A 24077-nucleotide genomic window follows, 5' to 3' on the forward strand; every position below is an offset into this window, starting at 1 on the left:
TCATCCCCGACAAGGCATTGCCATAGATCCTCATCCCGGCCTGGTCGCGGCTGAAGCCGCTCCTACGAAAGCGTGCGCTACGGGCAGCGCGACATCACCCTCGCCGACCCTGGGCCGCTGTCAGCGCACCTGCAGATGCGCTCCAGCGATCGCTGACAGCCTCGGCTAAGTCGCGGGCCAACGCTCCGTCACCCTGTGCAGGAGCGGCTTCAGCCGCGACGGGACGTCACCGTTGACACCCCGTCGCGCCTGCGCAAACGCCAGGCAAGAAAAAAGCGGGCGAAAAGCCCGCTTTTTCCTGAGACGACGCTGGCAGCGTGCGGCTTATTCGGCCGACGCACCCTCGCCTTCTTCCACGGCCTTCATCGACAGGCGGATGCGGCCCTGCTTGTCGACTTCCAGCACCTTGACCTTGACCACGTCGCCTTCCTTCAGCTTGTCGCCGACCTTCTCCACGCGCTCGCTGGAGATCTGCGAGACGTGCACCAGGCCGTCCTTGCCGGGCAGGATGGTCACGAACGCGCCGAAGTCCATGATCTTGGCGACCTTGCCCTCGTAGATGCGGCCCGGCTCGACGTCCGAGGTGATCTGCTCGATGCGCGCCTTGGCGGCCTGCGCGGCGATCGCGTTGACCGAGGCGATGACGATGGTGCCGTCGTCCTGGATGTCGATCTGGGTGCCGGTTTCCTTGGTGATCGCCTGGATGGTCGAACCGCCCTTGCCGATCACTTCGCGGATCTTGTCCGGGTGGATCTTGATCGTCAGCAGGCGCGGCGCGTAGTCGCTCAGCTCCGAACGCGGGGTGGTCAGCGCGCTGGCCATCTCGCCGAGGATGTGCAGGCGGCCGGCCTTGGCCTGGGCCAGGGCCTGCTTCATGATCTCTTCGGTGATGCCTTCGATCTTGATGTCCATCTGCAGCGCGGACACGCCCTCGGCGGTACCGGCGACCTTGAAGTCCATGTCGCCCAGGTGATCTTCATCGCCCAGGATGTCCGACAGCACCACGAAGTCGTTGCCTTCCTTGACCAGACCCATGGCGATACCGGCCACCGGCGCCTTCACCGGCACGCCGGCGTCCATCAGCGCCAGCGACGAGCCGCAGACCGAGGCCATCGACGAGGAACCGTTGGATTCGGTGATTTCCGAGACCACGCGGATGGTGTACGGGAACTCTTCCATGGTCGGCATCACCGCCAGCACGCCGCGCTTGGCGAGGCGGCCGTGGCCGATCTCGCGACGCTTGGGCGCGCCGAAGCGGCCGCATTCGCCCACCGAGTAGGGGGGGAAGTTGTAGTGGAACAGGAAGTTTTCCTTGTACTCGCCGGAGACCGCGTCGATCACCTGGCCGTCGCGGGCGGTGCCCAGGGTGGTGACCACGATCGCCTGGGTCTCGCCGCGGGTGAACAGCGCCGAGCCGTGGGTACGCGGCAGCACGCCGGCCTGCACGCTGATCGGGCGCACGGTGTCCAGCGCACGGCCGTCGATGCGCACCTTGGTGCTCAGCACCGAACCGCGCATGGTCTGGTATTCCAGCTCGCCGAACTCCTTGGACAGGTCCGCAGCGACCCAACCCTCGGCGGCGGCGCGCGGCGCCAGCTGCGCCAGCACGTCCTTCTTGATCGCCGAGATCGCATCGCGGCGCTGCAGCTTGTCGCGCACCTGGAAAGCGGCGGCCAGCTGCTCGCCGACGGCTTCCTTCAGCGCGGCGATCATGGCGTCGTTCTTGGCCGGGGCGACCCACTCGGACGGCTTGGTGCCGGCTTCGACGGTCAGCTCGTTGATGACGTTGATGACCTTCTGCATCTCGCGGTGGCCGAAGGTGACCGCGCCCAGCATCACGTCTTCCGACAGCAGCGCGGCTTCGGATTCGACCATCAGCACCGCGTTGGCGGTACCGGCGACGACCAGCTCCAGCTGCGAGTCCTTCAGCTCCGACACGGTCGGGTTGAGGATGTACTCGCCGTTCTTGTAGCCGACCTTGGCGGCGCCGATCGGACCGTTGAACGGGGTGCCGGCCAGCGACAGCGCGGCCGAGGCGCCGATCAGCGCGGCGATGTCGCCGTCGATGTCCGGGTTCATCGACATCACCGTGGCGATGATCTGCACTTCGTTCTTGTAATCCTCCGGGAACAGCGGACGGATCGGACGGTCGATCAGACGCGAAATCAGCGTCTCCTTCTCGGTCGCACGGCCCTCGCGCTTGAAGAAGCCGCCGGGGATGCGGCCGCCGGCGTAGAACTTCTCCTGATAGTCGACCGTCAGCGGGAAGAAGTCCTGACCTTCGCGCGCGCTCTTGGCGGCGACGGCGGTGACCAGCAGTACGGTGTCGTCCATCTTGACGATGACGGCACCGCCGGCCTGGCGGGCGATCTCGCCGGTTTCGAGGGTGACGGTGTGCTTGCCGTACTGGAAGGTTTTGGTGATTTTTGCCACGGGGTTTCCTTGGATGATGCTGTCTGCAAATGGACCGCTGACGGCCCATGCCGCTGGCGGGTGGCCGGGAGGATCCGGCCGGTGGCGCGGAGCGATCCCCGGGCCACGGTACTACCCAAAACAAAACCGCGGCGCATCGCTGCGCCGCGGTGGGGTTCGTTGCCTCAGCGACGCAGGCCGAGCTTCTCGATCAGCGCCTTGTAGCGCTCGCCATCCTTCTTCTTCAGATAGTCGAGCAGGCTGCGGCGGCGGTTGACCATCTGCAGCAGGCCGCGGCGGCTGTGGTGATCCTTCTTGTGGGTCTTGAAGTGGCCGGTCAGCAGTTCGATGCGGGCGGTCAGCAAGGCGACCTGGACTTCCGGCGAACCGGTGTCGGCAGCGCCGCGCTTGTTTTCTTCGATGACTTTCTGGGTGTCGATGGACATGGGATTTTTCTCTGAGATGCGGGGCCGGCAGGAACGTGCAGAGGACGCACCGCCTGGCTCGCCGATTGCGAAGGATTGCGCCGGAGCGCAGCGTGCCGGAAAGGCCGCGAAATTGTACCGGCCTCGGCTCGGGGGAACAAGGTGTTAAGACAGCGTCATGACTGAACGACAGTCAGGCAACACCCGGCGCGACCGCATCGCGGTCACGGATTGAACATGCGCTGCGGCGCCAGCAGCCCGCTGGCATCGACCTGGCCCAGGCCCAGCGGGATGCCGTCGGCGTCGAACACCGCGGCCAGGCCGGGCGCCCAGGCCGGGTCGCGCAGGCGCTGGCCCATGCGAAAGCGCTGCGCCGCAGCAGGCTCCAGGCGCAGCGGCGGGAAATCGGCCAGGCCCGCGGCCAGGGGCAGCACCAGCGCCTCCAGTGCCGCCGGATCCTGCGCGGCCAGGCGCTGCAGCTGCTCCAGGGTGACCATCTGCGGGTTGCGGAACGGTTCCACCCACAGCCGCCGCAGCGCGACGATGTGCGCACCGCAGCCCAGCGCTTCGCCCAGGTCGCGGGCCAGGCTGCGGATGTAGGTGCCGGACCCGCAAGCCACGTGCAGGCGCAGGCGGTCGCCGGCGTGGGCGAGCACGTCGATCGCGTGCACCTCGACCTCGCGCTCAGGTGCCTCGATCGCCTCGCCGCGGCGCGCCTTGACGTACAGCGGCTCGCCGCCCTGCTTGAGCGCGGAGTAGATCGGCGCGCGCTGGCGGATGCGCCCGCGCAATGGTGCCAGCGCGGCCTCCAACGCCGCCGCATCCAGCGCCGGCACCGGCCGGGTCCGCAGCACGGCGCCCTCGGCATCGTCGCTGTCGGTGGTGACGCCGAGCACGACCTCCGCTTCGTAGGCCTTGGCTGAGCCGAGCAGCAGCCCGGCCAGCTTGGTCGCCTCGCCGAAGCACAGCGGCAGCAGCCCGGTGGCGAGTGGATCCAGGCTGCCGGTGTGGCCGCCCTTCTCCGCACGGAACAGCCGCCGCGCCGCCTGCAGCGCCGCGTTGGAACTCATGCCGATCGGCTTGTCGAGCAGCACGATGCCATCGAGGCGACGGAAGACGATGCGGGGCAGGCGCGGGCCGAAGACGGGCATGGGATGCGGGCGGGAATTGGGGATTGGGGATTCGGGATTGGCGAATCCGGCATCTACCGGGCGCTTGCGAGCGACACAGGCAGATAGCGAAGGCACGCACAACAGCGGGCCGGTTGCGGATGAAGCAGCGCCGCGATCGCGGCGGCGGTGCGAAACGCTTGCGTTCGATGTTTCCGTTCGCGCAGCAGACGCCGATGCCGGAGCATCGGCGGTGGACTCAGTCCTTGCGCGGCGTTGCTTCGCCGTCGTCGGCGGCACGACCGTCGTCGTCCTGACCCTGCTGCAGTTCCGGCATGTCGCGCAGCAGATTGTCGATGCGCTCGCCGCGATCGACCGAATCGTCGTAGTGGAAGTGCAGTTCGGGCACATGGCGCAGCTTCATCGCCCGCGCCAGTTCGCTGCGCAGCTGCGGCGCCAGCTCCTTCAGGCCCTTGACCGCCTCGGCCGAGCGCTCCTGCATCAGCGCGGTGACGAACACCTTTGCATGGGCCAGATCGCGGGTGACTTCGACGTCGGACACGCTGACCGACGGCAGGCCATGATCGCGCACGGCCGCATGCACGATCGTGCCGAGGTCGCGACGGATCTGCGCAGACACGCGATCGGTACGGTGAAAGGATTTGGTGGGCATGACTGAAGCTCTCTCTTTTGCAAAGACGGGAGCGGGAGAGACTCGCAAAAGCGACACGCACGTAGCGCACCGCTTTTACGAATCCCCAATCCCGATTCCCGAATCCCGGCTCTTACAGCGTACGCTGCACTTCGATGCGCTCGAAGCACTCGATCTGGTCGCCGGCCTTGACGTCGTTGTAGGCCTTCACGCCGATACCACACTCGGTGCCGTTGCGCACTTCGTCGACGTTCTCCTTGAAGCGACGCAGCGATTCCAGCTCGCCCTCGAACACCACGGTGTTGTCGCGCAGCACGCGGATCGGCTTGTTGCGCTTGACCACGCCCTCCACGACCATGCAGCCGGCGACGGCGCCGAACTTGGAGCTGCGGAACACGTCGCGCACCTGGGCGATACCGATGATCTCTTCGCGGATCTCCACGCCCAGCAGGCCGGACGCCACCTGCTTCACCTGGTCGATCACGTCGTAGATGATCGAGAAGTAACGCAGGTCGATGCCGTTGGTCTCGATGATGCGCCGCGCCGAGGCGTCGGCACGCACGTTGAAGCCGATCACCGTGGCCTTGGAGGCCAGCGCCGAATTCGCATCGGACTCGGTGATGCCGCCCACGCCGGAGTGGATCACGTTGATGCGGATCTGCTCGTTGGACAGCGCGGTCAGCGACTGCTTCAGCGCTTCCACCGAACCCTGCACGTCGGCCTTGATCACCAGGTTCAGCGACAGCTGGCCCTCGCCCTTGCCGAGCTGCGACATGATGTCTTCCATGCGGCTACCCGCCGAGGACACCAGGCGCGATTCGCGGCGCTTGGTCTCGCGCTGTTGCGCCACGTCCTTGGCCAGGCGCTCGTCGTCGACGACCACGAAGTCGTCGCCGGCATCCGGCACGCCGGACAGGCCGAGCACCTGCACCGGGATCGACGGACCCGCTGAATCGGGCTGCTTGCCGGTCTCGTCGAACAGCGCACGCACGCGGCCGTACTGGATGCCGCACACCAGGTAGTCGCCCTTCTTCAGCGCGCCCTGCTGCACCAGCACCGTCGCCACCGGGCCGCGGCCCTTGTCCAGCGAGGACTCGATCACCACGCCGCTGGCGCGGCCTTCGGCCACCGCCCGCAGTTCCAGCACTTCGGCCTGCAGCGAGATCGCGTCCAGCAGCACGTCGATGCCCTGGCCGGTCTTGGCCGAGAGTTCGACGAACTGGGTGTCGCCGCCGAATTCTTCTGCGACCACATCCTGCGCGAGCAGTTCGTTCTTGACCCGCAGCGGATCGGCACCGGACTTGTCGATCTTGTTGACCGCCACGATCAGCGGCACGCCGGCCGCCTTCGCATGCTTGACCGCCTCGACCGTCTGCGGCATCACGCCGTCGTCGGCCGCGACCACCAGCACCACGATGTCGGTGAGCTTGGCGCCGCGCGCGCGCATCGAGGTGAACGCAGCATGGCCCGGGGTATCCAGGAAGCTGATGACGCCGCGGTCGGTCTCGACGTGGTACGCGCCGATGTGCTGGGTGATGCCGCCGGCTTCGCCGGAGGCGACCTTGGTGCGGCGGATGTAGTCCAGCAGCGAGGTCTTGCCGTGGTCGACGTGGCCCATGATGGTGACCACCGGCGGCCGCGGCAGCTTCTCGCCCTGCGCGTCCTCGGTGTGCGCCAGCAGCGCGTCCTCGGCGTCGGCACTGCCCGCACGCACCGGCTTGTGGCCGAGCTCTTCGGTCACCAGCGCCGCGGTGTCGTGGTCGATGGACTGGGTGATGGTGGCCATCACGCCCATCTTGAACAGCGCCTTGACCACGTCGCCGCCCTTCAGCGCGAGCTTCTGCGCCAGGTCGGCCACGGTGATGGTGTCGCCGATCGCCACTTCGCGCACCACCGGCGCGGTGGGACGCTCGAAGCCGTGCGCGCCGCCGCCGCTGCGCGACGGTTCGGCCTGGCGACGGCCGCCGCTGTGGCTGCCGCCGCGCGGCTTGCCGCGCACGTTGGAACGGCGCGCGCGGTCGGCCGCGGACAGATGCAGCTGGCCGGCGAAACGGCTGGTGCTGTCGTCGTCCTCGACCCCGGCGACCATCACGTGCGAGCCGCGGGTCTTGTGCTTGTTGTTGGCATTGTTGCGGTCGTCGCTGCGCGGCGCGGCCGGCTTGGCCGGATGCGCGGCACCGGCCGGACGCGGCGCCATCGGCGGACGCGGCGCGCGCGGCGCGGCGGCGGCGTTGCGGTCGGCGGCAGGCGCGGACGGCGCCGCAGCCGGCGGCGCCGACTCGGCGTCCAGCGCGGCCTGGGCCGCACGCTGCTCGGCCTCGGCGCGCTCGCGCGCGTCCTGCTCGGCCTTGCGCTTGCGCTCGATTTCCTCGACGCGCGCACGGTCCTGCTCGGCGAGCTTCTGCTGCTCGGCCAGGTTGCGCTGCTTGGATTCCTCCAGCTTGCGCAGGATCTCGGCGCGCTCGTCGTCCACCCGTCCGCCCGCGGACGGCGCCGCACGCTCGGCGGCCAAGTCCTCGGCCGACTTCACGTAGGTGCGCTTCTGCCGGACCTCGACATTGACCGTGGTCTTGCTGCGCCCGGCGCTGACCGTCACTTCCTGCAGCTTGCGCCGGTTCAGGGTGATCTTCTTCGGCGCCGCCTGGGCCTCTTCCTCGACCGGCTTGTCGGTCTTGCCGTGGGTACGGCGCAGGAAGCCCAGCAGCTTCATCTTTTCGGTGCTGGTGACGACCTGGTCGGGACCGCTGAACTTCATCCCGGCGTCGGCCAGTTGAACCAGCAGTTTCTCGACCGGCGTGTTCACCAGTTCGGCCAGCTTGCGGATGGTGGTTTGCTGCGACATTCGGATCCTATGATCTGGTTGGCGCCCCCTCGCCGCGTGCGAAGGTAGCGCGGATTCTAAGCCCTGATCGGGTCAGGGCGGCATTCATCGCTGACTCATTCGCCGCGCTCCAGGCGGGCGATCTCCTCGGCGCGGGCGGCCAGGATCAGGGCCGCGGCGCGGTCCTTGTCCAGGTCCTCGATGCCGAACTCGAGGATTTCGTCGGCAGCCAGATCCGACAGGTCCTCACTTGTCCGTACGCCATGGCCGGCCAGCGCGTAGGCGGTGGCTTCGTCCATGCCCGGCAGCGACAGCAGGTCCGCCGCCGGCACGCCGTCGTCGTCGCTCTCCTCGGCGGCCAGCGCCTCGTTGAGCAGTGCGTCGCGGGCACGGGCACGCAGTTCCTCGACGATGTCCTCGTCGAAGCCTTCCACCGCCAGCAGCTCGCCGACCGGCACGTAGGCGATTTCCTCGACCGAGTTGAAGCCCTCGGCGACCAGGATCGCGGCGATCTCCTCGTCCACTTCCAGCTTGTCCATGAACAGCTGGCGGGCCACGGCCTGCTCGGCCTCGGACTTGGCCGCGACCTGCTCGGCAGTCATCACGTTGAGCTGCCAGCCGGTCAGGCGGCTGGCCAGGCGCACGTTCTGGCCGCCCTTGCCGATCGCCTGGGCCAGGCGATCTTCCGCCACCGCCAGGTCCATCGAGTGCTTCTCTTCATCGACGATGATCGACTGCACCTCGGCCGGCGCCATCGCGTTGATGACGAAGTTGGCCGGATTGTCGTTCCACAGCACGATGTCCACGCGCTCGCCGTTGAGCTCGTTGGACACCGCCTGCACGCGCGAGCCGCGCATGCCGATGCAGGCGCCGATCGGGTCGGTGCGGGTGTCGTGCGCCAGCACCGCGATCTTGGCGCGGTCGCCCGGATCGCGTGCGCAGGCCTTGATCTCGACCAGGCCCTGGCCCACTTCCGGCACTTCCAGCTTGAACAGCTCGATCATGAATTCCGGCGCGGCGCGGCTGATGAACAGCTGCGGGCCGCGCGGCTCCGAACGCACTTCGGCCAGGTAGCCGCGCACGCGGTCGCCGGCGCGCAGCACGTCGCGCGGGATGCCCTTGTCCTTGGGGATGAAGGCCTCGGCGTTGCCGCCCAGGTCCACATAGATGTTGCCGCGCTCGGCGCGCTTGACCACGCCGGTGACCAGTTCGCCGACGCGATCCTTCCACGCGTCCACCACCTGCTGGCGCTCGGCCTCGCGCACGCGCTGCACGATCACCTGCTTGGCGGCCTGCGCGGCGATGCGGCCGAAGTCCGGATTCTCGATCTGCTCTTCGATGTAGTCGCCGACGTCCACGCCCTCGGCCTCGTCGACCGCGTCCATCAGGCGGATCTGCCGATCGGGCGACTCCATCACCACGTCGTCGGCCACCACTTCCCAACGCCGGAAGGTCTCGTAGGTGCCGTCCTTGTGGTCGATGGTGACGCGCGTCAGCACGTCCTGGTCGGGGTAGCGCTTCTTCGCCGCCGACGCCAATGCGGCCTCGATCGCGTCGAAGATCACTTCGCGCGGCACGCCCTTTTCGTTGGCCACCGCGTCGACTACCAGCAACAGTTCCTTGCTCATTCTTTCGCTCCGCGCGCAGCCTCGTCGGCCGCCGGTTCGTTGGATGGTTTCTTATTGGATTTTGCGTTCTTGCCGGCCGGCTTCGGACCCTTGCCCGGCTTGGTCGGCGCCAGGCCCAGCGCCGCCCAGTCGGGCATGATCCGCGCCTTGTCGATGTTGTCGAAGTCCACCGCCAGTTCGGCACCGTCGACCTCGAAGGTGATACGGCCGGCAGCGGCGTCGGCCTGCACGATACGCCCTTGCAGGCGCCGACGGCCCTGCTGTGGCAACTTCAACACCACCTTGGCCGATTCGCCCAGGTGGCGGGAGAACTGTTCGGCACTGAACAGCGGCCGGTCAACGCCCGGCGAGGACACTTCCAGCGTGTAGTTGCCGCTGATCGGGTCTTCCACGTCCAGTTGCGCCGAGACCTCGCGGCTGACCCGCTCGCAATCGTCGATATTGACGATGCGCTCGGGCTGCTCGGCCAGCGGCACGTCGATGTACAGGCGCAGCGTGGCGCCGCCTGGGGCCGGCAGATATTCCGCGCCCAGCAGTTCCAGGCCCAACGCATCCACGGTCGGGCCCAGCAACGTCGCGATTTCGTTTGCCTTGTCGCTCACAGCCTGCCTTGCATCTGAAGGGTTGAAGTATCGGTTGCGTGCATTTCCCGGACCCCGGAAACGACAAAGGGCCCTCTGGGCCCCTTGTCCGGTAAAACTCCGGTCACGCTGGATTCCGGTTGCGACGACGGGAACATGCGTCATCGCGAAGCCCAAACTTTCCTGCCGCAGACAACCGATGCACTGGTTGCCGCTGCAGACAAAGATGGTAGCGGGGGCAGGATTTGAACCTGCGACCTTCGGGTTATGAGCCCGACGAGCTGCCAGACTGCTCCACCCCGCAGCAGAAGCGGAATTATGAAGAATCAGTGCGTCGATTGCAAGCCCTGATTTTCATCTCGATGCGGTAGCGACGCTGCCGTTCGAAGGACGCCATGATAACCGCACACGATGGAAAGCGAAACAACAATCGCATCGCCGAATGCAAAAACGCCAACGCCGCCTTGCGGCGGCGTTGGCGGAAACAGCGGGAAAACCGCGCTTTCGCGCGATCAGGCCAGGTGCGCGAAGGCGCGCTGGCACCACGCCATCAGCGGGCTCCAGGCCAGGCCGAAGGCCAGCAGGCCCAGCGCGTTGACGCCCAGCGCCACGCCCAGCACGCGGTCGTCGTTGGCCGGCAGCGGCGTGCCGACCGGTTCGTCGAAATACATCACCTTGATCACGCGCAGGTAGTAGAACGCGCCGATCACCGCGCACAGCACCGACAGCACCGCCAGGCCGGTCCACCACAGGTTCTGATCGGGCACCGCGACCACCGCGCCCAGCACCGCCAACTTGGCCCAGAAGCCCAGGAACGGCGGCACGCCGGCCAGCGAGGCCATGATGCACAGGACCAGCAGCGCCATCCACGGGTTGCGCGCGTTCAGGCCCTTGAAGTCGTCGATGTTCTCGGCCTCGAAGCCCTTGCGCGACAGCGCGATGATCGCGCCGAACGAAGCCGTCGACATCACCGCGTAGCAGATCGCGTAGAACAGTGCCGCCGCGTAGCCGCGCTCGCCGCCACCGGCCACGCCCAGCAGCAGGAAGCCGATGTGCGAGACCGTGGAGTACGCCAGCATGCGCTTGAGGTTGCTCTGCGCCACCGCCATCAGGTTGCCGACCACCAGCGACAGCGCCGCCAGGCCGCCGATCACCCAGTGCCACTGCGCCGCCAGCGGGCCCACGCCCACTTCCAGCAGGCGATAGGCCATGCCGAACGCGGCCAGCTTGGACGCCGAGCTGATGAACAGCGCGATCGGCGCCGGGGCGCCCTGGTAGACGTCCGGCAGCCACATGTGGAACGGCGCGGCGCCGAGCTTGAAGGCGACGCCGGCGATCATGAACACGGTGCCGGTGAGCAGCAGCATGTGCTCGCGGCCGTTGCCGATCGCCTCGTGGATGCCGCTCAGGCTCAGCGTGCCGGTGGCGCCGTAGATCAGCGACATGCCGTACAGCAGCAGGCCCGAGGCCAGCGAACCGAGCACGATGTACTTCATCGCCGCTTCGGTGGCCATGCCGTTGTCGCGGTTGGAGGCGACCAGCGCGTAGGAGCACAGCGCCAGCAGTTCAAGGCCCAGGTAGACCATCAGCAGGCTGCCGGCCGAGACCAGGATCATCATGCCGACCGTGGCGAACAGCACCAGCACCGGGATCTCGCCCTGGTACAGCTTGCGCTCGCGCAGGTAGCTCCAGCCGTAGATCAGGGTCAGCGCGCTGAGGCCGACGATCACCGTCTTCATCACGTCGGCGGCGGCGTCGCGCACGAACATGCCGTTGAACACCTCGCCCTGCCCGCCCACGCCGGCCAGCAGCATCGCGAACACCGCGACCAGGATCGCCACCGAGACGATGTGGGTCCAGGCCTTGTTGCGCTCGCTGATGAACAGATCGAGCATCAGCAGGAAGAAGGCACCGGCGGTCAGCACCAGCTCGGGCAGCAGGGGCGGCAGGTCGACGGTGGTCAGAGGCAGCAGCGCAGGGGTGGTCATCATCAAATCTCTGGAATCAATACGCTCGACGGCCGCTTACAGCTTGCTGGTGGCGATCTGCGCCGCCAGCTTCGCGATCGAGGGCTCCATCAGGTCGGTCAACGGCTTCGGATACAGGCCCAGGGCCAGCACGCCGGCGGCGAACACGCCCAGCACCAGCGCCTCGCGGCCGTTGATGTCCTTCAGCTCGGCCACGTGCGCATTGGCGACCTCGCCGAAGAACACGCGCTTGTAGAGCCACAGGGTGTAGGCAGCGGTGATCACCAGGGTGGTCGCCGCGCCGAAGGCCAGCAGCGGATGCGCCTGGAAGCTGGCCATGATGACCATGAACTCGCCGACGAAGCCGCTGGTACCCGGCAGACCCGCGTTGGCCATGAAGAACAGCATCGCGAAGGTCGCGAACCACGGCATCACGTTGACCACGCCGCCGTAGTCGGCGATGCGGCGGGTGTGCATGCGGTCGTACAGCACGCCGACGCAGGAGAACATCGCGCCGGACACGAAGCCGTGCGAGATCATCTGCACCATCGCGCCCTGCAGGCCCAGCCGGGCCGCATCGGTGCTGCCGAAGCCGACCAGGGCGAAGGCGACGAAGGTGCCGAGGGTGACGAAGCCCATGTGCGCGATCGACGAGTACGCGATCAGCTTCTTCATGTCGTCCAGGACCAGCGCGACCAGGCCGACGTAGATCACCGCGATCAGCGACAGCGCGATCACCAGCCACGCCCACTCGTTGCTGGCGTCGGGCAGGATCGGCAGGTTGAAGCGCAGGAAGCCGTAACCGCCGATCTTCAGCGCGATCGCCGCCAGGATCACCGAACCGGCGGTCGGCGCTTCCACGTGCGCGTCCGGCAGCCAGGTGTGCACCGGGAACATCGGTACCTTGACCGCGAAGGCGATCAGGAAAGCGAAGAACAGCCAGGTCTGTTCCTTGGAGGTCAGCGACAGCTGGTAGAGGTCGGCGAGCTGGAAGCTGCCGCCCTTCAGGTACAGGTAGATCAACCCGACCAGCATCAGCACCGAGCCGAGGAAGGTGTACAGGAAGAACTTGACCGCGGCGTAGATGCGGCGCGGGCCGCCCCAGATGCCGATGATCAGGAACATCGGGATCAGCATCGCCTCGAAGAACACGTAGAACAGCATCGCGTCGGTGGCCGAGAAGATGCCGACGGTGACGCCTTCCAGGATCAGGAACGCGGCCACGTACTGGTTGACGCGCTTGTCGATCGAGGTCCACGCGCCGATCAGCGCCAGCACCGTGACCAGTGTGGTCAGCACGATCAGCGCCACCGCGATGCCGTCGGCGCCGAGGTTGTAGCCGATGTCGTATGCCGGGATCCAGGCATGGGTCTCGACGAACTGCAGCGCGTCGCTGGCGTAGTCGAACCCGGTGAGCAGCGGCAGGCTGAGCGCAAAGGTCAGCAACGCCACCAGCAGCGACGCCCAGCGCGCCGCACGCGCATCACGCAGGGCGAGCACCAGGGCGCCGCCGATGATCGGCAGCCAGATCAGGATGGAGAGTAGAGGCCAGTTCGACACGTGTTCTTATTCCGTACAGGTCAACGCCAGAAATGCATCAGCACGCCCAGCAGGGCAATGAGACCGACGATCATCGCGAAGGCGTAGTGATAGAGGAAACCGGATTGCGTGCGACGCAGCAGGTTGGCCGCCAGGTCGATCACGCGCGCGGTGCCGTTGACCATGACGCCGTCCACGACATGCGTATCCACCGCGCGCGACACCTTGCCCAGGCGCACGCCGCCGCCGGCGAAACCGCCGATCCAGAGCTTGTCGAAACCGTACTTGTTCTCGAGGATCCACACCGGCACCGAGAAGGTCTTGCGCGCCTTCGCTGCCAGCTCCGGCTTCCACAGGTACAGGATCCAGGCCAGGGCGAAACCGGCCAGGGTCAGGAAGAACGGCGGCTGGGTCAGGCCGTGCAGGGCGAACGCGACCGGGCCGTGGAACTCTTCGGCCAGCGCGCCGACGGTGTCGCGCGCCGGATCGTAGAAATCGACGATGCCGGTGAAGAAGCTGACCGCCTGGCCCTTGATCGCCGCCGCGGCATGGTGCCCCGCCCAGTCGGTGCCGAACAGCATCGGCCCGATGGTGAAGAAACCGATCGCGATCGACGGAATCGCCAGCAGGATCAGCGGCACCGTCACCACCCACGGCGACTCGTGCGGTTCGTGCGCGCCATGATGGCCGTGGTGGTCGTCATGCGCATGCGCGTCGTGCGCATCGTGTGCGTGGGACTGCGCCTCGGCGTCGGTATGCGCGCTGTCGTGGTGGGCGTGCACGTCGTGCGCATGCGCATCGCGGAAGCGCTCCTGGCCGTGGAAGGTCAGGAACAGCAGGCGGAAGCTGTAGAAGCTGGTGATCAGCACGCCGCCGAGCACGGCCCAGTAGCCGTAGGTCGCGATCCAGCTATGCGAGGTGTGCGCATGGTGCGCGGCCGCCTCAATGATGGTGTCCTTGGAGTAGAAGCCGGCGAAGAACGGGGTGCCGACCAGCGCCAGGGTGCCGATCACGCTGGTCCAGTAGGTGATCGGCATGTACTTGCGCAGGCCGCCCATCTTGCGCATGTCCTGCTCGTGGTGCATGCCGATGATCACCGAGCCGGCCGCCAGGAACAGCAGCGCCTTGAAGAAGGCATGGGTCATCAGGTGGAACACCGCCGCCGAGTACGCCGACACGCCCAGCGCCACGGTCATGTAGCCCAGCTGCGACAGCGTCGAGTAGGCGACCACGCGCTTGATGTCGTTCTGCACGATGCCGATCAGGCCGGTGAAGAACGCGGTGGTGGCGCCGACGACCAGCACGAAGTTCAGCGCGGTCTGCGACAGTTCGAACAGCGGCGACATGCGCGCCACCATGAAGATGCCGGCGGTGACCATGGTCGCGGCGTGGATCAGCGCCGAGATCGGGGTCGGGCCTTCCATCGAGTCCGGCAGCCACACGTGCAGCGGCACCTGCGCCGACTTGCCCATGGCGCCGATGAACAGGCACACGCAGATGATGGTGGAGACGTTCCAGGCATGGCCCTGGAACAGCTGCACCTGGGCCAGGCCGCCAGCGGCCTCGTTGCCCAGCACCGCGGTGGCGTTGGCGAACACGCTGGCGTAGTCCAGCGTGCCGAACCACAGCAGCACGCCAGCGATGCCGAGGATGAAGCCGAAGTCGCCGACGCGGTTGACCAGGAACGCCTTCATGTTGGCGAACACCGCGGTCGGGCGCTTGAACCAGAAGCCGATCAGCAGGTACGACACCAGGCCCACCGCTTCCCAGCCGAAGAACAGCTGCAGGAAGTTGTTGCTCATCACCAGGCTCAGCATCGAGAAGGTGAACAGCGAGATGTAGCTGAAGAAGCGCTGGTAGCCCGGATCGTCGGCCATGTAGCCGATGGTGTAGATGTGCACCAGCAGCGACACGAAGGTCACCACCACCATCATCATCGCGGTCAGGCGGTCGACCATGAAGCCGACGTGGGCCGAATAGTGGCCGACCTCGAAGAAGGTGTAGAGGTTCTGGTTGAACGGCGAGGCGCCCTGCCCGACCAACTGGTACAGGGTCCAGCACGACAGCGCGCAGCTGACCGCGACGCCGAGGATGGTGGCGAACTGCGCGCCCTTGCGGCCGACCTGACGGCCGAACAGGCCGGCGAAGATGCTGCCGACCAGCGGGGCCAGCACCACCGCGATCAGCAGACTCTTGGAGAGCGTAATTTCCATCTGCAGGTCAGCCCTTCAGCGAATCGACTTCGGCCACGTTGATCGTGTGGCGGGTACGGAACAGCGTCACCAGGATCGCGAGGCCGATGGCGGCTTCGGCCGCGGCCACGGTCAGGATGAAGAACACGAACAACTGGCCGGCGGCGTCGCCGAGTTCGCGCGAGAAGGCGACGAAGTTGATGTTGACCGACAGCAGCATCAGCTCGATCGACATCAGCAGCACGATGACGTTCTTGCGGTTGAGGAAGATGCCGGCCAGGGCGATGCAGAACAGCACCGCGCCGAGCGCCAGCAGATGGCCTAGGGAGATCATGGCTGGCCCTCCTGCGATGCCGGCGGAGTGTGGAGCGTGGGCTTCTCGGCGGCCATCTTGACCATGCGCAGACGGTCGCCGGCCTTGACCCGCGACTGCTCGCCCGGGTTCTGGGTCTTGATGCCGGTGCGCTTGCGCAGGGTCAGCATCACCGCGGCCACGACCGCCACGGTCAGGATGATCGCGGCGAATTCGAACGGCAGCAGGAACTGGGTGAACAGGGTCTTGGCCAGCCAGGTGATGTTGGAGGTCGCGGCGGCCTGCGCCGCGGCGTTGTCGGCCGGGAACGGCGCCGCGCTGCGCGCCTTGACCCCGATCAGGGTGACCATCTGCACCAGCATCGCCACTGCCACCACCAGGCCGACCGGCAGGTAGCGCACCCAGCCCTCGCGCATGCGGGCGGTGTCGATGTCCAGCATCATCACCACGAACAGGAACAGCACCATCACCGCGCCGACGTAGACCAGCACCAGGGTCACGCCGAGGAACTCGGCGCCCACCAGCAGCCACACGCAGGCGATGGAGAAGAACGTCAGGATCAGGCACAGCACCGCGTACACGGGGTTGCGCACGCTGATCACCGCGCCGGCGGCGACCGCGGCGATGGTGGCGAAGATCCAGAAAGCGATATTGACCCAATCCATTTCGGAACCTCAGCGGAAGGGAGCGTCGGCGGCGCGGCGCTCGGCGATCTCGGCCTCGAGCCGGTCTCCGATCGCCAGCAACTGCGGCTTGGTGACGATGTTCTCGCCGCGCTTTTCGAAGTGGTACTCCAGCACCTGGGTCTCCACGATCGAATCCACCGGGCAGCTTTCCTCGCAGAAGCCGCAGTAGATGCACTTGAACAGGTCGATGTCGTAGCGAGTGGTGCGGCGGGTGCCGTCCTCGCGCTTGGTCGAGTCGATGGTAATCGCCAGCGCCGGGCACACCGCCTCACACAGCTTGCAGGCGATGCAGCGCTCTTCGCCGTTGGGATAGCGGCGCAGCGCGTGCAGGCCACGGAAGCGCGGCGACTGCGGGAACTTCTCCATCGGGTACAGCACGGTGTACTTGGGACGGAACGTGTACTTCAAGGTCAGCCACAGGCCGCCGAGCAGCTCGAGCAGCAGCAGGCTCTTGAAGTAATGGGTGATTTTATTCATCGCTTACACGCCCTTCTGGATCACGCCGTAGAACACCATCAATGCCGTCACCGCGATCCACACGATCGTCAGCGGGATGAACACCTTCCAGCCCAGGCGCATGATCTGGTCGTAGCGGTAGCGCGGGAAGCTGGCGCGGAACCAGATGTACGCGCTGGCGAAGAACAGCACCTTCATCAGCAGCCACGGCCAGCCGCCGGTCCAGATCCAGTTGACCCACGGCGAGACGTCCGCGGTGACCCAGCCCTGGATCGGGCTCAGCCAGCCACCCAGGAAGAAGATCGAGACCAGGAAGCTGACCAGGATCATGTTGGCGTATTCAGCCAGGAAGAACAGCGCGAACGCACCGCCCGAATACTCGACCATATGGCCGGCGACGATTTCCGACTCGCCTTCGACCACGTCGAACGGCGCGCGGTTGGTCTCGGCCACGCCGGACACCCAGTACACGATGAACAGCGGGAACAGCGGGATCAGGAACCAGTCGAAGAACCCGGAGCTGCCGGCCTGTGCCTGCACGATCGTGCTCAGGTTCAGGCTGCCGGCGGCGATCATGACACCGACCAGGGCGAAGCCCATCGCGATTTCGTAGCTGACCACCTGCGCGGCCGAGCGCATCGCGCCGAGGAAGGCGTACTTGGAGTTGGACGCCCAGCCGGCCAGGATGATGCCGTACACGCCGAGCGAGGTCATCGCCAGCAGGTACAGCAGGCCGGCGTTGGCGTTGGACAGCACCAGCTTGGCGTCGAACGGCACCACCGCCCAGGCGGCGAAGGCAGGCGCCAGGGTGATCAGCGGCGCGATCACGAACATCGCTTTGTGCGAGCTGCTGGGCTGGATGATTTCCTTGAACAGCAGTTTGAAGACGTCGGCGAAGGCCTGGAAGATGCCCATGCCCACGTACATCGGCCCGTGGCGCACGTGCATCCAGCCGATCAGCTTGCGCTCCCAGACCACGTAGAACGCCACCGAGATGATCACCGGCATGGCGATCAGCAGGATCTTCAGCACGATCCACAGGACCACGCCGAGGGCGCCCAGGCCGAGGAACCACTGGTGCAGCGGGTCGACCACGTTCAACAGCATCTCGTTCATGCAGCCACCACCGTCACCCGACCGGCGCCCAGCGGCGCAGTCGCGCCGTGGCCCGTTTCGATCCAGGCCGCGCCCGGCGCGACCCGCTTGTCCGTCGCCAGCGGCAACGTGGCGCTACCCGCCGCGGTGCCGACCTTGACCATCTGTCCGTCGCGCAGGCCCAGGCGCGCCGCCTCGTCCGGATGCAGCGCAATGCCCGGCGCGCGGTTCAGCGGATGCTGCTGCAGCGCCTGCGCGCGGCGCACCACCGCATCGGTGCGGTAGATCGCCGGACTGGCGGCCAGCTCCAGGCCCTCGTCCTGGCGTGCCGGCTGCGCAGAGCTCGCCGCGGCGACCTCGCGCGGCTGCAGGCCATCGCGCAGCCCGGCCAGGTCGATGAACGCGAAGCCCTGCAGGCCCAGCTCGCCGCCGAGCGCGCGCAGCACGCGCCAGCCCTCGCGGGCCTCGCCCGGCAGCTTGCCGCCGGCGCGGGTGCGCTGGTCGCTGCCGTTGAGGTTGGTCAGCGTCGCCTCGATTTCCGGCAGCGCGCCGATCGGCAGGATCACGTCGGCCACGTCGCGAGTGGAGGCGCAGGCGAAGTGACTGAACGCCACCACCTTGGCACCGGCCAGCGCGCTGCGCGCGGCGGCGGCGTCGGCGAAGTCCAGACCCGGCTCCAGGCCGTACAGCACGTAGGCGCTGCGCGGCTCGGACAGCATCGCCGCGGCGTTGCGCCCGCGCGGCAGCACGCCGTAGCGCGACAGGCCGAGCGCGTTGGCGCCCTGCGGGATGCGGCACAGCGCCGCGCCGGTGGCGGCGGCGAAGTCGCGCGCGGCCGCACGCAGCGCGGCAGCCTGCGGATGGTTCTCGACCAGCGCGCCGACGATCAGCACCGCGCGGTCGGCGCCCTGCACCGCGTCGCGCAGCGCGCCATCGGCCAGCGCCTCGGCGAACTTCGACGGCGCCACGATCTGGCGGCCGGCCTGGTCGAAGGCCACGTCGAAATCGACCGGATTGATCGAATACAGCTTGGTCTGGCGCTGCATCCGCGCCTTGCGCAGGCGTGCATGCAGCAGCGGCAGTTCATGGCGCAGGTTGCTGCCCAGGATCACCACCACGTCGGCCTGCTCGATCTCCGCCAGCGGCAGCGCGAACGGCTCGGCCAGCGCGGCATCGGAGAAGTCGCGGTTGTACACGCGGTGATCGAGGTTGCCGCTGTCCAGGCCCTCGGCCAGGCGCGCCAGCAGCGCGCCCTCCTCGTTGGAGGTGGACGGATGCGCGAGCACGCCCAGCGCGTCGCCGCGGTTGGCCTTGAGGATCTCGCTCGCGGCGGACAGCCCTTCGGCCCACGACACCTCGCGCCACTGCCCGTCGACCTTGCGCAGCGGCCGCAGTGCGCGGTCCTCGGCGTACAGGCCCTGGTGCGAGTAGCGGTCGCGGTCGGACAGCCAGCACTCGTTGACCGCCTCGTTGTCGCGCGGCACGGTGCGCAGCACTTCACCGCGGCGCACGTGCAGGAACAGGTTGGAACCCATCGCGTCGTGGTAGCCCAGCGACTCGCGCGCCACCAGTTCCCAGGGCCGCGCGCGGAACTGGAACACCTTGTTGGTCAGCGCGCCGACCGGGCACACGTCGACCACGTTGCCGGACAGCTCGGTGGTCAGCGGCTTGCCGTCGTAGGTGCCGATCTGCAGGTTCTCGCCGCGGTACATGCCGCCCAGCTCGTAGGTGCCGGCGATGTCCGCGGTGAAGCGCACACAGCGGGTGCACTGGATGCAGCGGGTCATCTCGGTGGCGACCAGCGGCCCGATGTCCTCGTCCGGCACCACGCGCTTGCGCTCGTTGAAGCGGCTGACCGAGCGGCCATAGCCCAGCGACACGTCCTGCAGCTCGCACTCGCCACCCTGATCGCAGATCGGGCAGTCCAGCGGATGGTTGATCAGCAGGAATTCCATGACGCTGCGCTGGTACTTCAGCGCCTTGTCGCTGCGGGTCTGCACCTTCATGCCGTCCATGACCGGCGTGGCGCAGGCCGGCGACGGCTTGGGCGACTTCTCGACGTCGACCAGGCACATGCGGCAGTTGGCCGCGATCGGCAGCTTCTCGTGATAGCAGAAGCGCGGGATCGGGATGCCGGCCTTGTCGGCGGCCTGGATGATCATCGAGCCCTTCGGCACGACCAGCGACTGGCCGTCGATCTCGACGGTCACATGGCCTTCCGGCACGACCGCGGGGGTCGCGCCGGGATTGTTGGGTTGCGCGCTCATGCGGCGGCTGCCTCCACCTTCTTGCCGTCAACCATCGAATGACCGTTGACGATGTAGTACTCGAATTCGTCCCAGAACTGGCGCAGGAAGCCCTGGATCGGCCAGGCCGCCGCTTCGCCGAAGGCGCAGATGGTGTGGCCTTCGATCTGCCCGGCGACGGTGCGCAGCTGGTGCAGGTCTTCCATCGTGGCCTTGCCGGCGACGATGCGCTCCAGCACGCGGTGCATCCAGCCGGTGCCTTCGCGGCACGGGGTGCACTGGCCGCAGGACTCCTTGTGGAAGAACTGCGAGATGCGGCAGGCGAACTTCACGCAGCACACGCTGTCGTCCAGCACTACGATCGCGCCCGAACCCAGGCCGGTGCCCAGTGCGCGCAGGGTGTCGTAGTCCATCTGCAGGCCCGCGAGCTGCTCGGCCTTCAGCACCGGCATCGACACGCCGCCCGGGATCGCACCCTTGAGGGTACGGCCCGGCTTCAGCCCGCCGGCCATTTCCAGCAGTTCGTCGAAGGTGGTGCCCAGCGGCACTTCGAAGTTGCCGCCCTTCTGCACGCAACCGGAGACCGAGAAGATCTTCGGACCGCCATTCTTGGTCTTGCTCAGCCCCAGGAACCATTCCGGGCCGTTGCGGATGATCGCCGGCACCGACGCGTAGGTCTCGGTGTTGTTGATCGTCGACGGTTTGCCGTACAGGCCGAAGTTGGCCGGGAACGGCGGCTTGTAGCGCGGCTGGCCCTTCTTGCCTTCCAGCGACTCCATCAGCGCGGTCTCTTCGCCGCAGATGTAGGCGCCGGCGCCCAGCGCGCCGTAGATGTCGATGTCGATGCCGCTGCCGAGGATGTCCTTGCCCAGCCAGCCATTGGCGTAGGCATCGGCCAGGGCCTGCTCGAAATGCTCGAACGGCTCGTGGTGGAACTCGCCGCGCAGGTAGTTGTAGCCCACGGTGGAGCCGGTGGCGTAGCAGGCGATGGCCATGCCCTCCACCACCGAATGCGGGTTGTAGCGCAGGATGTCGCGGTCTTTGCAGGTACCCGGCTCGGACTCGTCCGAATTGCACAGGATGTACTTCTGCGGCGCGCCCTTGGGCATGAACGACCACTTCAGGCCGGTCGGGAAGCCGGCGCCGCCACGGCCGCGCAGGTTCGACTGCTTGACCATCTCGATCACCTGCTCCGGCGGGATCTTCTCTTCGAGGATCTTGCGCAGCGCGGCGTAGCCACCGGTCTTCAGGTAGCTTTCGTAGGACCACGGGGTGTCGTAGTGCAGCGTGGTGTACACCACTTGGTGCGGCTGCGGCGCGGGGCCGACCGGACCGGTGGGAGCGTGGGGATGCTGTGCCATTGCCGTTACTCCAACCCGTCCAGCAATTCGTCGACCTTGTCCTTGGTCAGATGCTCATGGTAGTGGCCGTTGATGACCATCATCGGTGCGCCGGCGCAACCGGCCAGGCATTCTTCCTCGCGCTTGAGGTAGACGCGGCCGTCGGCGGTGGACTGGCCCAGCTTGCAGCCGAGCTTCTTCTCGGCGTGCGCGACCAGGTCCTCGGCGCCGTTGAGCCAGCAGCTGATGTTGGTGCAGAACGCGACGTTGTTGCGGCCGACCTTCTCGGTCTCGAACATCGAGTAGAAGCTGGCGACCTCATAGGCCCACACCGGCGGCAGTTCCAGGTACTTGGCCACGCCGGCGATCAACTCATCGGTCAGCCAGCCCTGGTTCTGTTCCTGCGCCGCATGCAGACCCTGCAGCACCGCCGAACGCTTGCGGTCCGGCGGGAACTTGGCCAGCCAGTGATCGATGTGCGCGCGCGTCTTGTCGCTCAGCACCACCATCGGATCGACGTCGCGCGCCGCCTCGAAATTACCTGTCGCCTTCATCGGTCGACCTCACCAAACACCAGATCATAGGTACCAATCATCGCCACCACGTCGGCCAGCATGTGGCCGCGCACGATCGCGTCCATCGACGACAGATGGGCGAAGCCCGGCGCGCGCAGGTGCACGCGGAACGGCTTGTTGGCGCCGTCGGACATCAGGTAGCAGCCGAACTCGCCCTTCGGCGCTTCGACCGCGCAGTAGGTCTCGCCGGCCGGCACGCAGTAGCCTTCGCTGAACAGCTTGAAGTGGTGGATCAGCGCTTCCATGTCGTCCTTCATCTCGGCGCGCTTGGGCGGCGCCACCTTGAAGTTCTCGACCATGACCGGGCCCGGGTTGGCCTTCAGCCACTGCACGCACTGCTTGATGATGCGGTTGGACTCGCGCATCTCGGCCACGCGCACCAGGTAGCGGTCGTAGCAGTCGCCGTTGGTGCCGAGCGGAATGTCGAAATCGACGCTGTCGTACTTGGCGTACGGCTGCTTCTTGCGCAGGTCCCAGGCGATGCCCGAGCCGCGCAGCATCACGCCGGTCATGCCCCAGCCATAGGCCTGCTCCGGGGTGACCACGCCGATGCCGACGGTGCGCTGCTTCCAGATGCGGTTGTCGGTGAGCAGGGTCTCGTACTCGTCGACGCGCGCCGGGAAGGTGTTGGTGAACTCCTCCAGGAAGTCCAGCATCGAACCTTCGCGCGCGGCATTGAGCCGCTTCAGCGCATTGCCCTTGTGCCAGCGCGATTCCTGGTACTTGGGCATGCGGTCCGGCAGGTCGCGGTAGACGCCGCCCGGACGGTAGTAGGTCGCGTGCATGCGCGCGCCCGACACCGCCTCGTACACGTCCATCAGCTCTTCGCGTTCGCGGAACGCGTACAGCATCACCGCCATCGCACCCAGATCCAGGCCGTTGGAGCCGACCCACATCAGGTGGTTCAGGATGCGGGTGATCTCGTCGAACATGGTGCGGATGTACTGCGCGCGCTCCGGCGCCTCGATCCCCATCAGGGTCTCGATCGCGCGAACGTAGGCGTGCTCGTTGCACATCATCGACACGTAGTCCAGGCGATCCATGTAGCCGATCGACTGGTTGAACGGCTTGGACTCGGCCAACTTCTCGGTGCCACGGTGCAGCAGGCCGATGTGCGGATCGGCGCGGACCACGGTCTCGCCGTCCATTTCCAGGATCAGGCGCAGCACGCCGTGCGCGGCCGGATGCTGCGGGCCGAAGTTCATCGTGTAGTTGCGGATTTCCTGCTTGGCTTCGGCAGGATTGCTGGCGAACCCGTCGTGCGCCTGGTGGTACTCGCTCACTTGGCGGACTCCTTCTGTGCTTCGCCCGCCGCGGTCTGGTAGCGCGCATCGTCGCGGATCACGCGCGGCACGCCCACGCGCGGCTCCACCGAGGTCACCGGCTCGTAGATCACGCGCTGCTTCTCTTCGTCGTAGCGCACTTCGACGTTGCCGATCAGCGGGAAATCCTTGCGGAACGGATGGCCGACGAAGCCGTAGTCGGTGAGGATGCGGCGCAGGTCCGGGTGCCCGGCGAAGACCACGCCGAACAGGTCGAACGCCTCGCGCTCGAACCAGTTCGCGCCCGGCCAGATGTCGGTGACCGAGGCCACCACCGGCAGGTCTTCGTTCGGCGCGTAGCAGCGCACGCGCAGGCGCTGGTTGTGGCGGTAGGAGATCAGCTGCGCCAGCACGGCGTAGCGCTGCTGCGGCACCGGCAACGGCTGCGCGCCGCCGGCCGCCTCGCCGCTGGGGAACTCGCCCCAGGCGAACCGGCCCACGGCCTTGCCTTCCACGCCGCGGCTGAAGCCGTGCGATGACACGTCCGAGGTATCCCACTCGTCGCTGCCGTAGCCCAGGTAGTCCACGCCGCACAGGTCGGACAACTGTTCGAAACCGAACTCGTCGCGCAGCGCCAGGCAGGTGGCGTGCCAGGCGTCGGCCGGCACTTCCAGGGTGACTTCGCCGCGAGGAAGGGCCACGAACACCTGGCTGCCGGGGAAACGGGCGCCGAGTCGGTCGCTAAAGGAAGATGCTTGCTCTGCCATGGGGGCTTGGC

General features: G+C 67.1%; 19 protein-coding genes and 1 tRNA gene. All 20 read right to left on the reverse strand.

Features of this window, described 5'->3' with window-relative positions; translation table 11 throughout:
- Positions 1–324: 324 nt before the first annotated feature.
- The 20 genes from pnp to ACP93_RS04020 all read right to left on the reverse strand — a co-directional run bounded on the left by pnp (position 325) and on the right by ACP93_RS04020 (position 24066).
- Positions 325–2433, reverse strand: coding sequence for a polyribonucleotide nucleotidyltransferase (gene pnp / locus ACP93_RS03925; RefSeq protein ID WP_048489475.1), 2109 nt, complete (start codon positions 2431–2433; stop codon positions 325–327).
- Positions 2434–2597: 164 nt separating this feature from the next.
- Positions 2598–2858 carry a 30S ribosomal protein S15 gene (rpsO, locus tag ACP93_RS03930; RefSeq protein ID WP_003467392.1) on the reverse strand — a complete coding sequence of 87 codons (261 nt, stop codon included), beginning with the start codon at positions 2856–2858 and terminating at the stop codon, positions 2598–2600.
- A 203-nt stretch (positions 2859–3061) separates the two neighbouring features.
- Positions 3062–3988, reverse strand: coding sequence for a tRNA pseudouridine(55) synthase TruB (gene truB / locus ACP93_RS03935; protein ID WP_048489476.1), 927 nt, complete (start codon positions 3986–3988; stop codon positions 3062–3064).
- A 217-nt stretch (positions 3989–4205) separates the two neighbouring features.
- Positions 4206–4619 carry a 30S ribosome-binding factor RbfA gene (rbfA, locus tag ACP93_RS03940; protein WP_048489477.1) on the reverse strand — a complete coding sequence of 138 codons (414 nt, stop codon included), beginning with the start codon at positions 4617–4619 and terminating at the stop codon, positions 4206–4208.
- Positions 4620–4731: 112 nt separating this feature from the next.
- A complete protein-coding gene (infB, locus tag ACP93_RS03945) occupies positions 4732–7440 on the reverse strand; it encodes a translation initiation factor IF-2 (RefSeq protein ID WP_048489478.1) in 2709 nt (902 codons plus the stop codon).
- Positions 7441–7535: 95 nt separating this feature from the next.
- Positions 7536–9047, reverse strand: a complete 1512-nt coding sequence (gene nusA / locus ACP93_RS03950) for a transcription termination factor NusA (RefSeq protein WP_017908136.1) — start codon at positions 9045–9047, stop codon at positions 7536–7538.
- On the reverse strand, positions 9044–9649 hold the full coding sequence (gene rimP, locus ACP93_RS03955; RefSeq protein ID WP_048489479.1) for a ribosome maturation factor RimP: 606 nt from the start codon (positions 9647–9649) through the stop codon (positions 9044–9046). The genes nusA and rimP overlap by 4 nt, the downstream gene beginning before the upstream one ends.
- A 206-nt stretch (positions 9650–9855) precedes the next feature.
- Positions 9856–9932: transfer RNA gene (locus ACP93_RS03960), tRNA-Met, on the reverse strand.
- 208 nt (positions 9933–10140) lie between these two features.
- Positions 10141–11616: an NADH-quinone oxidoreductase subunit NuoN gene (gene nuoN / locus ACP93_RS03965; protein ID WP_026143462.1), complete on the reverse strand. Its 1476-nt coding sequence runs from the start codon at positions 11614–11616 to the stop codon at positions 10141–10143.
- A 36-nt stretch (positions 11617–11652) separates the two neighbouring features.
- Complete coding sequence (locus ACP93_RS03970; RefSeq protein ID WP_048489480.1) at positions 11653–13155, reverse strand: NADH-quinone oxidoreductase subunit M; 1503 nt, start codon at positions 13153–13155, stop codon at positions 11653–11655.
- A 20-nt stretch (positions 13156–13175) separates the two neighbouring features.
- Positions 13176–15347 (reverse strand): NADH-quinone oxidoreductase subunit L, encoded by a 2172-nt coding sequence (gene nuoL / locus ACP93_RS03975; protein ID WP_048489481.1) that lies wholly within the window; start codon positions 15345–15347, stop codon positions 13176–13178.
- A gap of 7 nt (positions 15348–15354) precedes the next feature.
- Positions 15355–15660 carry an NADH-quinone oxidoreductase subunit NuoK gene (gene nuoK, locus ACP93_RS03980; RefSeq protein ID WP_017908131.1) on the reverse strand — a complete coding sequence of 102 codons (306 nt, stop codon included), beginning with the start codon at positions 15658–15660 and terminating at the stop codon, positions 15355–15357.
- Positions 15657–16304: an NADH-quinone oxidoreductase subunit J gene (locus ACP93_RS03985; protein WP_048489482.1), complete on the reverse strand. Its 648-nt coding sequence runs from the start codon at positions 16302–16304 to the stop codon at positions 15657–15659. The genes nuoK and ACP93_RS03985 overlap by 4 nt, the downstream gene beginning before the upstream one ends.
- A 9-nt stretch (positions 16305–16313) precedes the next feature.
- A complete protein-coding gene (gene nuoI / locus ACP93_RS03990) occupies positions 16314–16802 on the reverse strand; it encodes an NADH-quinone oxidoreductase subunit NuoI (RefSeq protein ID WP_012915532.1) in 489 nt (162 codons plus the stop codon).
- Positions 16803–16805: 3 nt separating this feature from the next.
- Positions 16806–17897, reverse strand: a complete 1092-nt coding sequence (gene nuoH / locus ACP93_RS03995; RefSeq protein WP_048489483.1) for an NADH-quinone oxidoreductase subunit NuoH — start codon at positions 17895–17897, stop codon at positions 16806–16808.
- Positions 17894–20143 (reverse strand): NADH-quinone oxidoreductase subunit NuoG, encoded by a 2250-nt coding sequence (nuoG, locus tag ACP93_RS04000; RefSeq protein WP_048489484.1) that lies wholly within the window; start codon positions 20141–20143, stop codon positions 17894–17896. Before nuoG ends, nuoH begins: the two co-directional genes overlap by 4 nt.
- Entirely contained in the window at positions 20140–21483 is a 1344-nt protein-coding gene (nuoF, locus tag ACP93_RS04005; RefSeq protein WP_048489485.1) for an NADH-quinone oxidoreductase subunit NuoF, read from the reverse strand. Before nuoF ends, nuoG begins: the two co-directional genes overlap by 4 nt.
- A 5-nt stretch (positions 21484–21488) precedes the next feature.
- Positions 21489–22016, reverse strand: a complete 528-nt coding sequence (gene nuoE / locus ACP93_RS04010) for an NADH-quinone oxidoreductase subunit NuoE (protein ID WP_048489486.1) — start codon at positions 22014–22016, stop codon at positions 21489–21491.
- The gene (locus tag ACP93_RS04015; protein ID WP_048489487.1) at positions 22013–23320 is read right to left on the reverse strand and encodes an NADH-quinone oxidoreductase subunit D; all 1308 of its coding nucleotides are present in this window, start codon (positions 23318–23320) and stop codon (positions 22013–22015) included. The genes nuoE and ACP93_RS04015 overlap by 4 nt, the downstream gene beginning before the upstream one ends.
- Positions 23317–24066 (reverse strand): NADH-quinone oxidoreductase subunit C, encoded by a 750-nt coding sequence (locus ACP93_RS04020; RefSeq protein WP_026143244.1) that lies wholly within the window; start codon positions 24064–24066, stop codon positions 23317–23319. Before ACP93_RS04020 ends, ACP93_RS04015 begins: the two co-directional genes overlap by 4 nt.
- Positions 24067–24077 lie beyond the last annotated feature (11 nt).

The organism is Xanthomonas sp. NCPPB 1128 (genome assembly GCF_001043115.1).
In the GTDB taxonomy this organism is placed as follows: domain Bacteria; phylum Pseudomonadota; class Gammaproteobacteria; order Xanthomonadales; family Xanthomonadaceae; genus Xanthomonas_A.

Coding starts and splice junctions, on each gene's coding strand:
- nuoK (WP_017908131.1), bottom strand. CDS start 15,660: ATGATCTCCCTAGGCCATCTGCTGGCGCTCGGCGCGGTGCTGTTCTGC.
- ACP93_RS04020 (WP_026143244.1), bottom strand. CDS start 24,066: ATGGCAGAGCAAGCATCTTCCTTTAGCGACCGACTCGGCGCCCGTTTC.
- nuoN (WP_026143462.1), bottom strand. CDS start 11,616: ATGACCACCCCTGCGCTGCTGCCTCTGACCACCGTCGACCTGCCGCCC.
- nuoL (WP_048489481.1), bottom strand. CDS start 15,347: ATGGAAATTACGCTCTCCAAGAGTCTGCTGATCGCGGTGGTGCTGGCC.
- ACP93_RS03985 (WP_048489482.1), bottom strand. CDS start 16,304: ATGGATTGGGTCAATATCGCTTTCTGGATCTTCGCCACCATCGCCGCG.
- infB (WP_048489478.1), bottom strand. CDS start 7,440: ATGTCGCAGCAAACCACCATCCGCAAGCTGGCCGAACTGGTGAACACG.
- nuoH (WP_048489483.1), bottom strand. CDS start 17,897: ATGAACGAGATGCTGTTGAACGTGGTCGACCCGCTGCACCAGTGGTTC.
- rbfA (WP_048489477.1), bottom strand. CDS start 4,619: ATGCCCACCAAATCCTTTCACCGTACCGATCGCGTGTCTGCGCAGATC.
- nuoF (WP_048489485.1), bottom strand. CDS start 21,483: ATGGCACAGCATCCCCACGCTCCCACCGGTCCGGTCGGCCCCGCGCCG.
- rpsO (WP_003467392.1), bottom strand. CDS start 2,858: ATGTCCATCGACACCCAGAAAGTCATCGAAGAAAACAAGCGCGGCGCT.
- nuoI (WP_012915532.1), bottom strand. CDS start 16,802: ATGAATAAAATCACCCATTACTTCAAGAGCCTGCTGCTGCTCGAGCTG.
- nuoE (WP_048489486.1), bottom strand. CDS start 22,016: ATGAAGGCGACAGGTAATTTCGAGGCGGCGCGCGACGTCGATCCGATG.
- truB (WP_048489476.1), bottom strand. CDS start 3,988: ATGCCCGTCTTCGGCCCGCGCCTGCCCCGCATCGTCTTCCGTCGCCTC.
- nusA (WP_017908136.1), bottom strand. CDS start 9,047: ATGAGCAAGGAACTGTTGCTGGTAGTCGACGCGGTGGCCAACGAAAAG.
- nuoG (WP_048489484.1), bottom strand. CDS start 20,143: ATGAGCGCGCAACCCAACAATCCCGGCGCGACCCCCGCGGTCGTGCCG.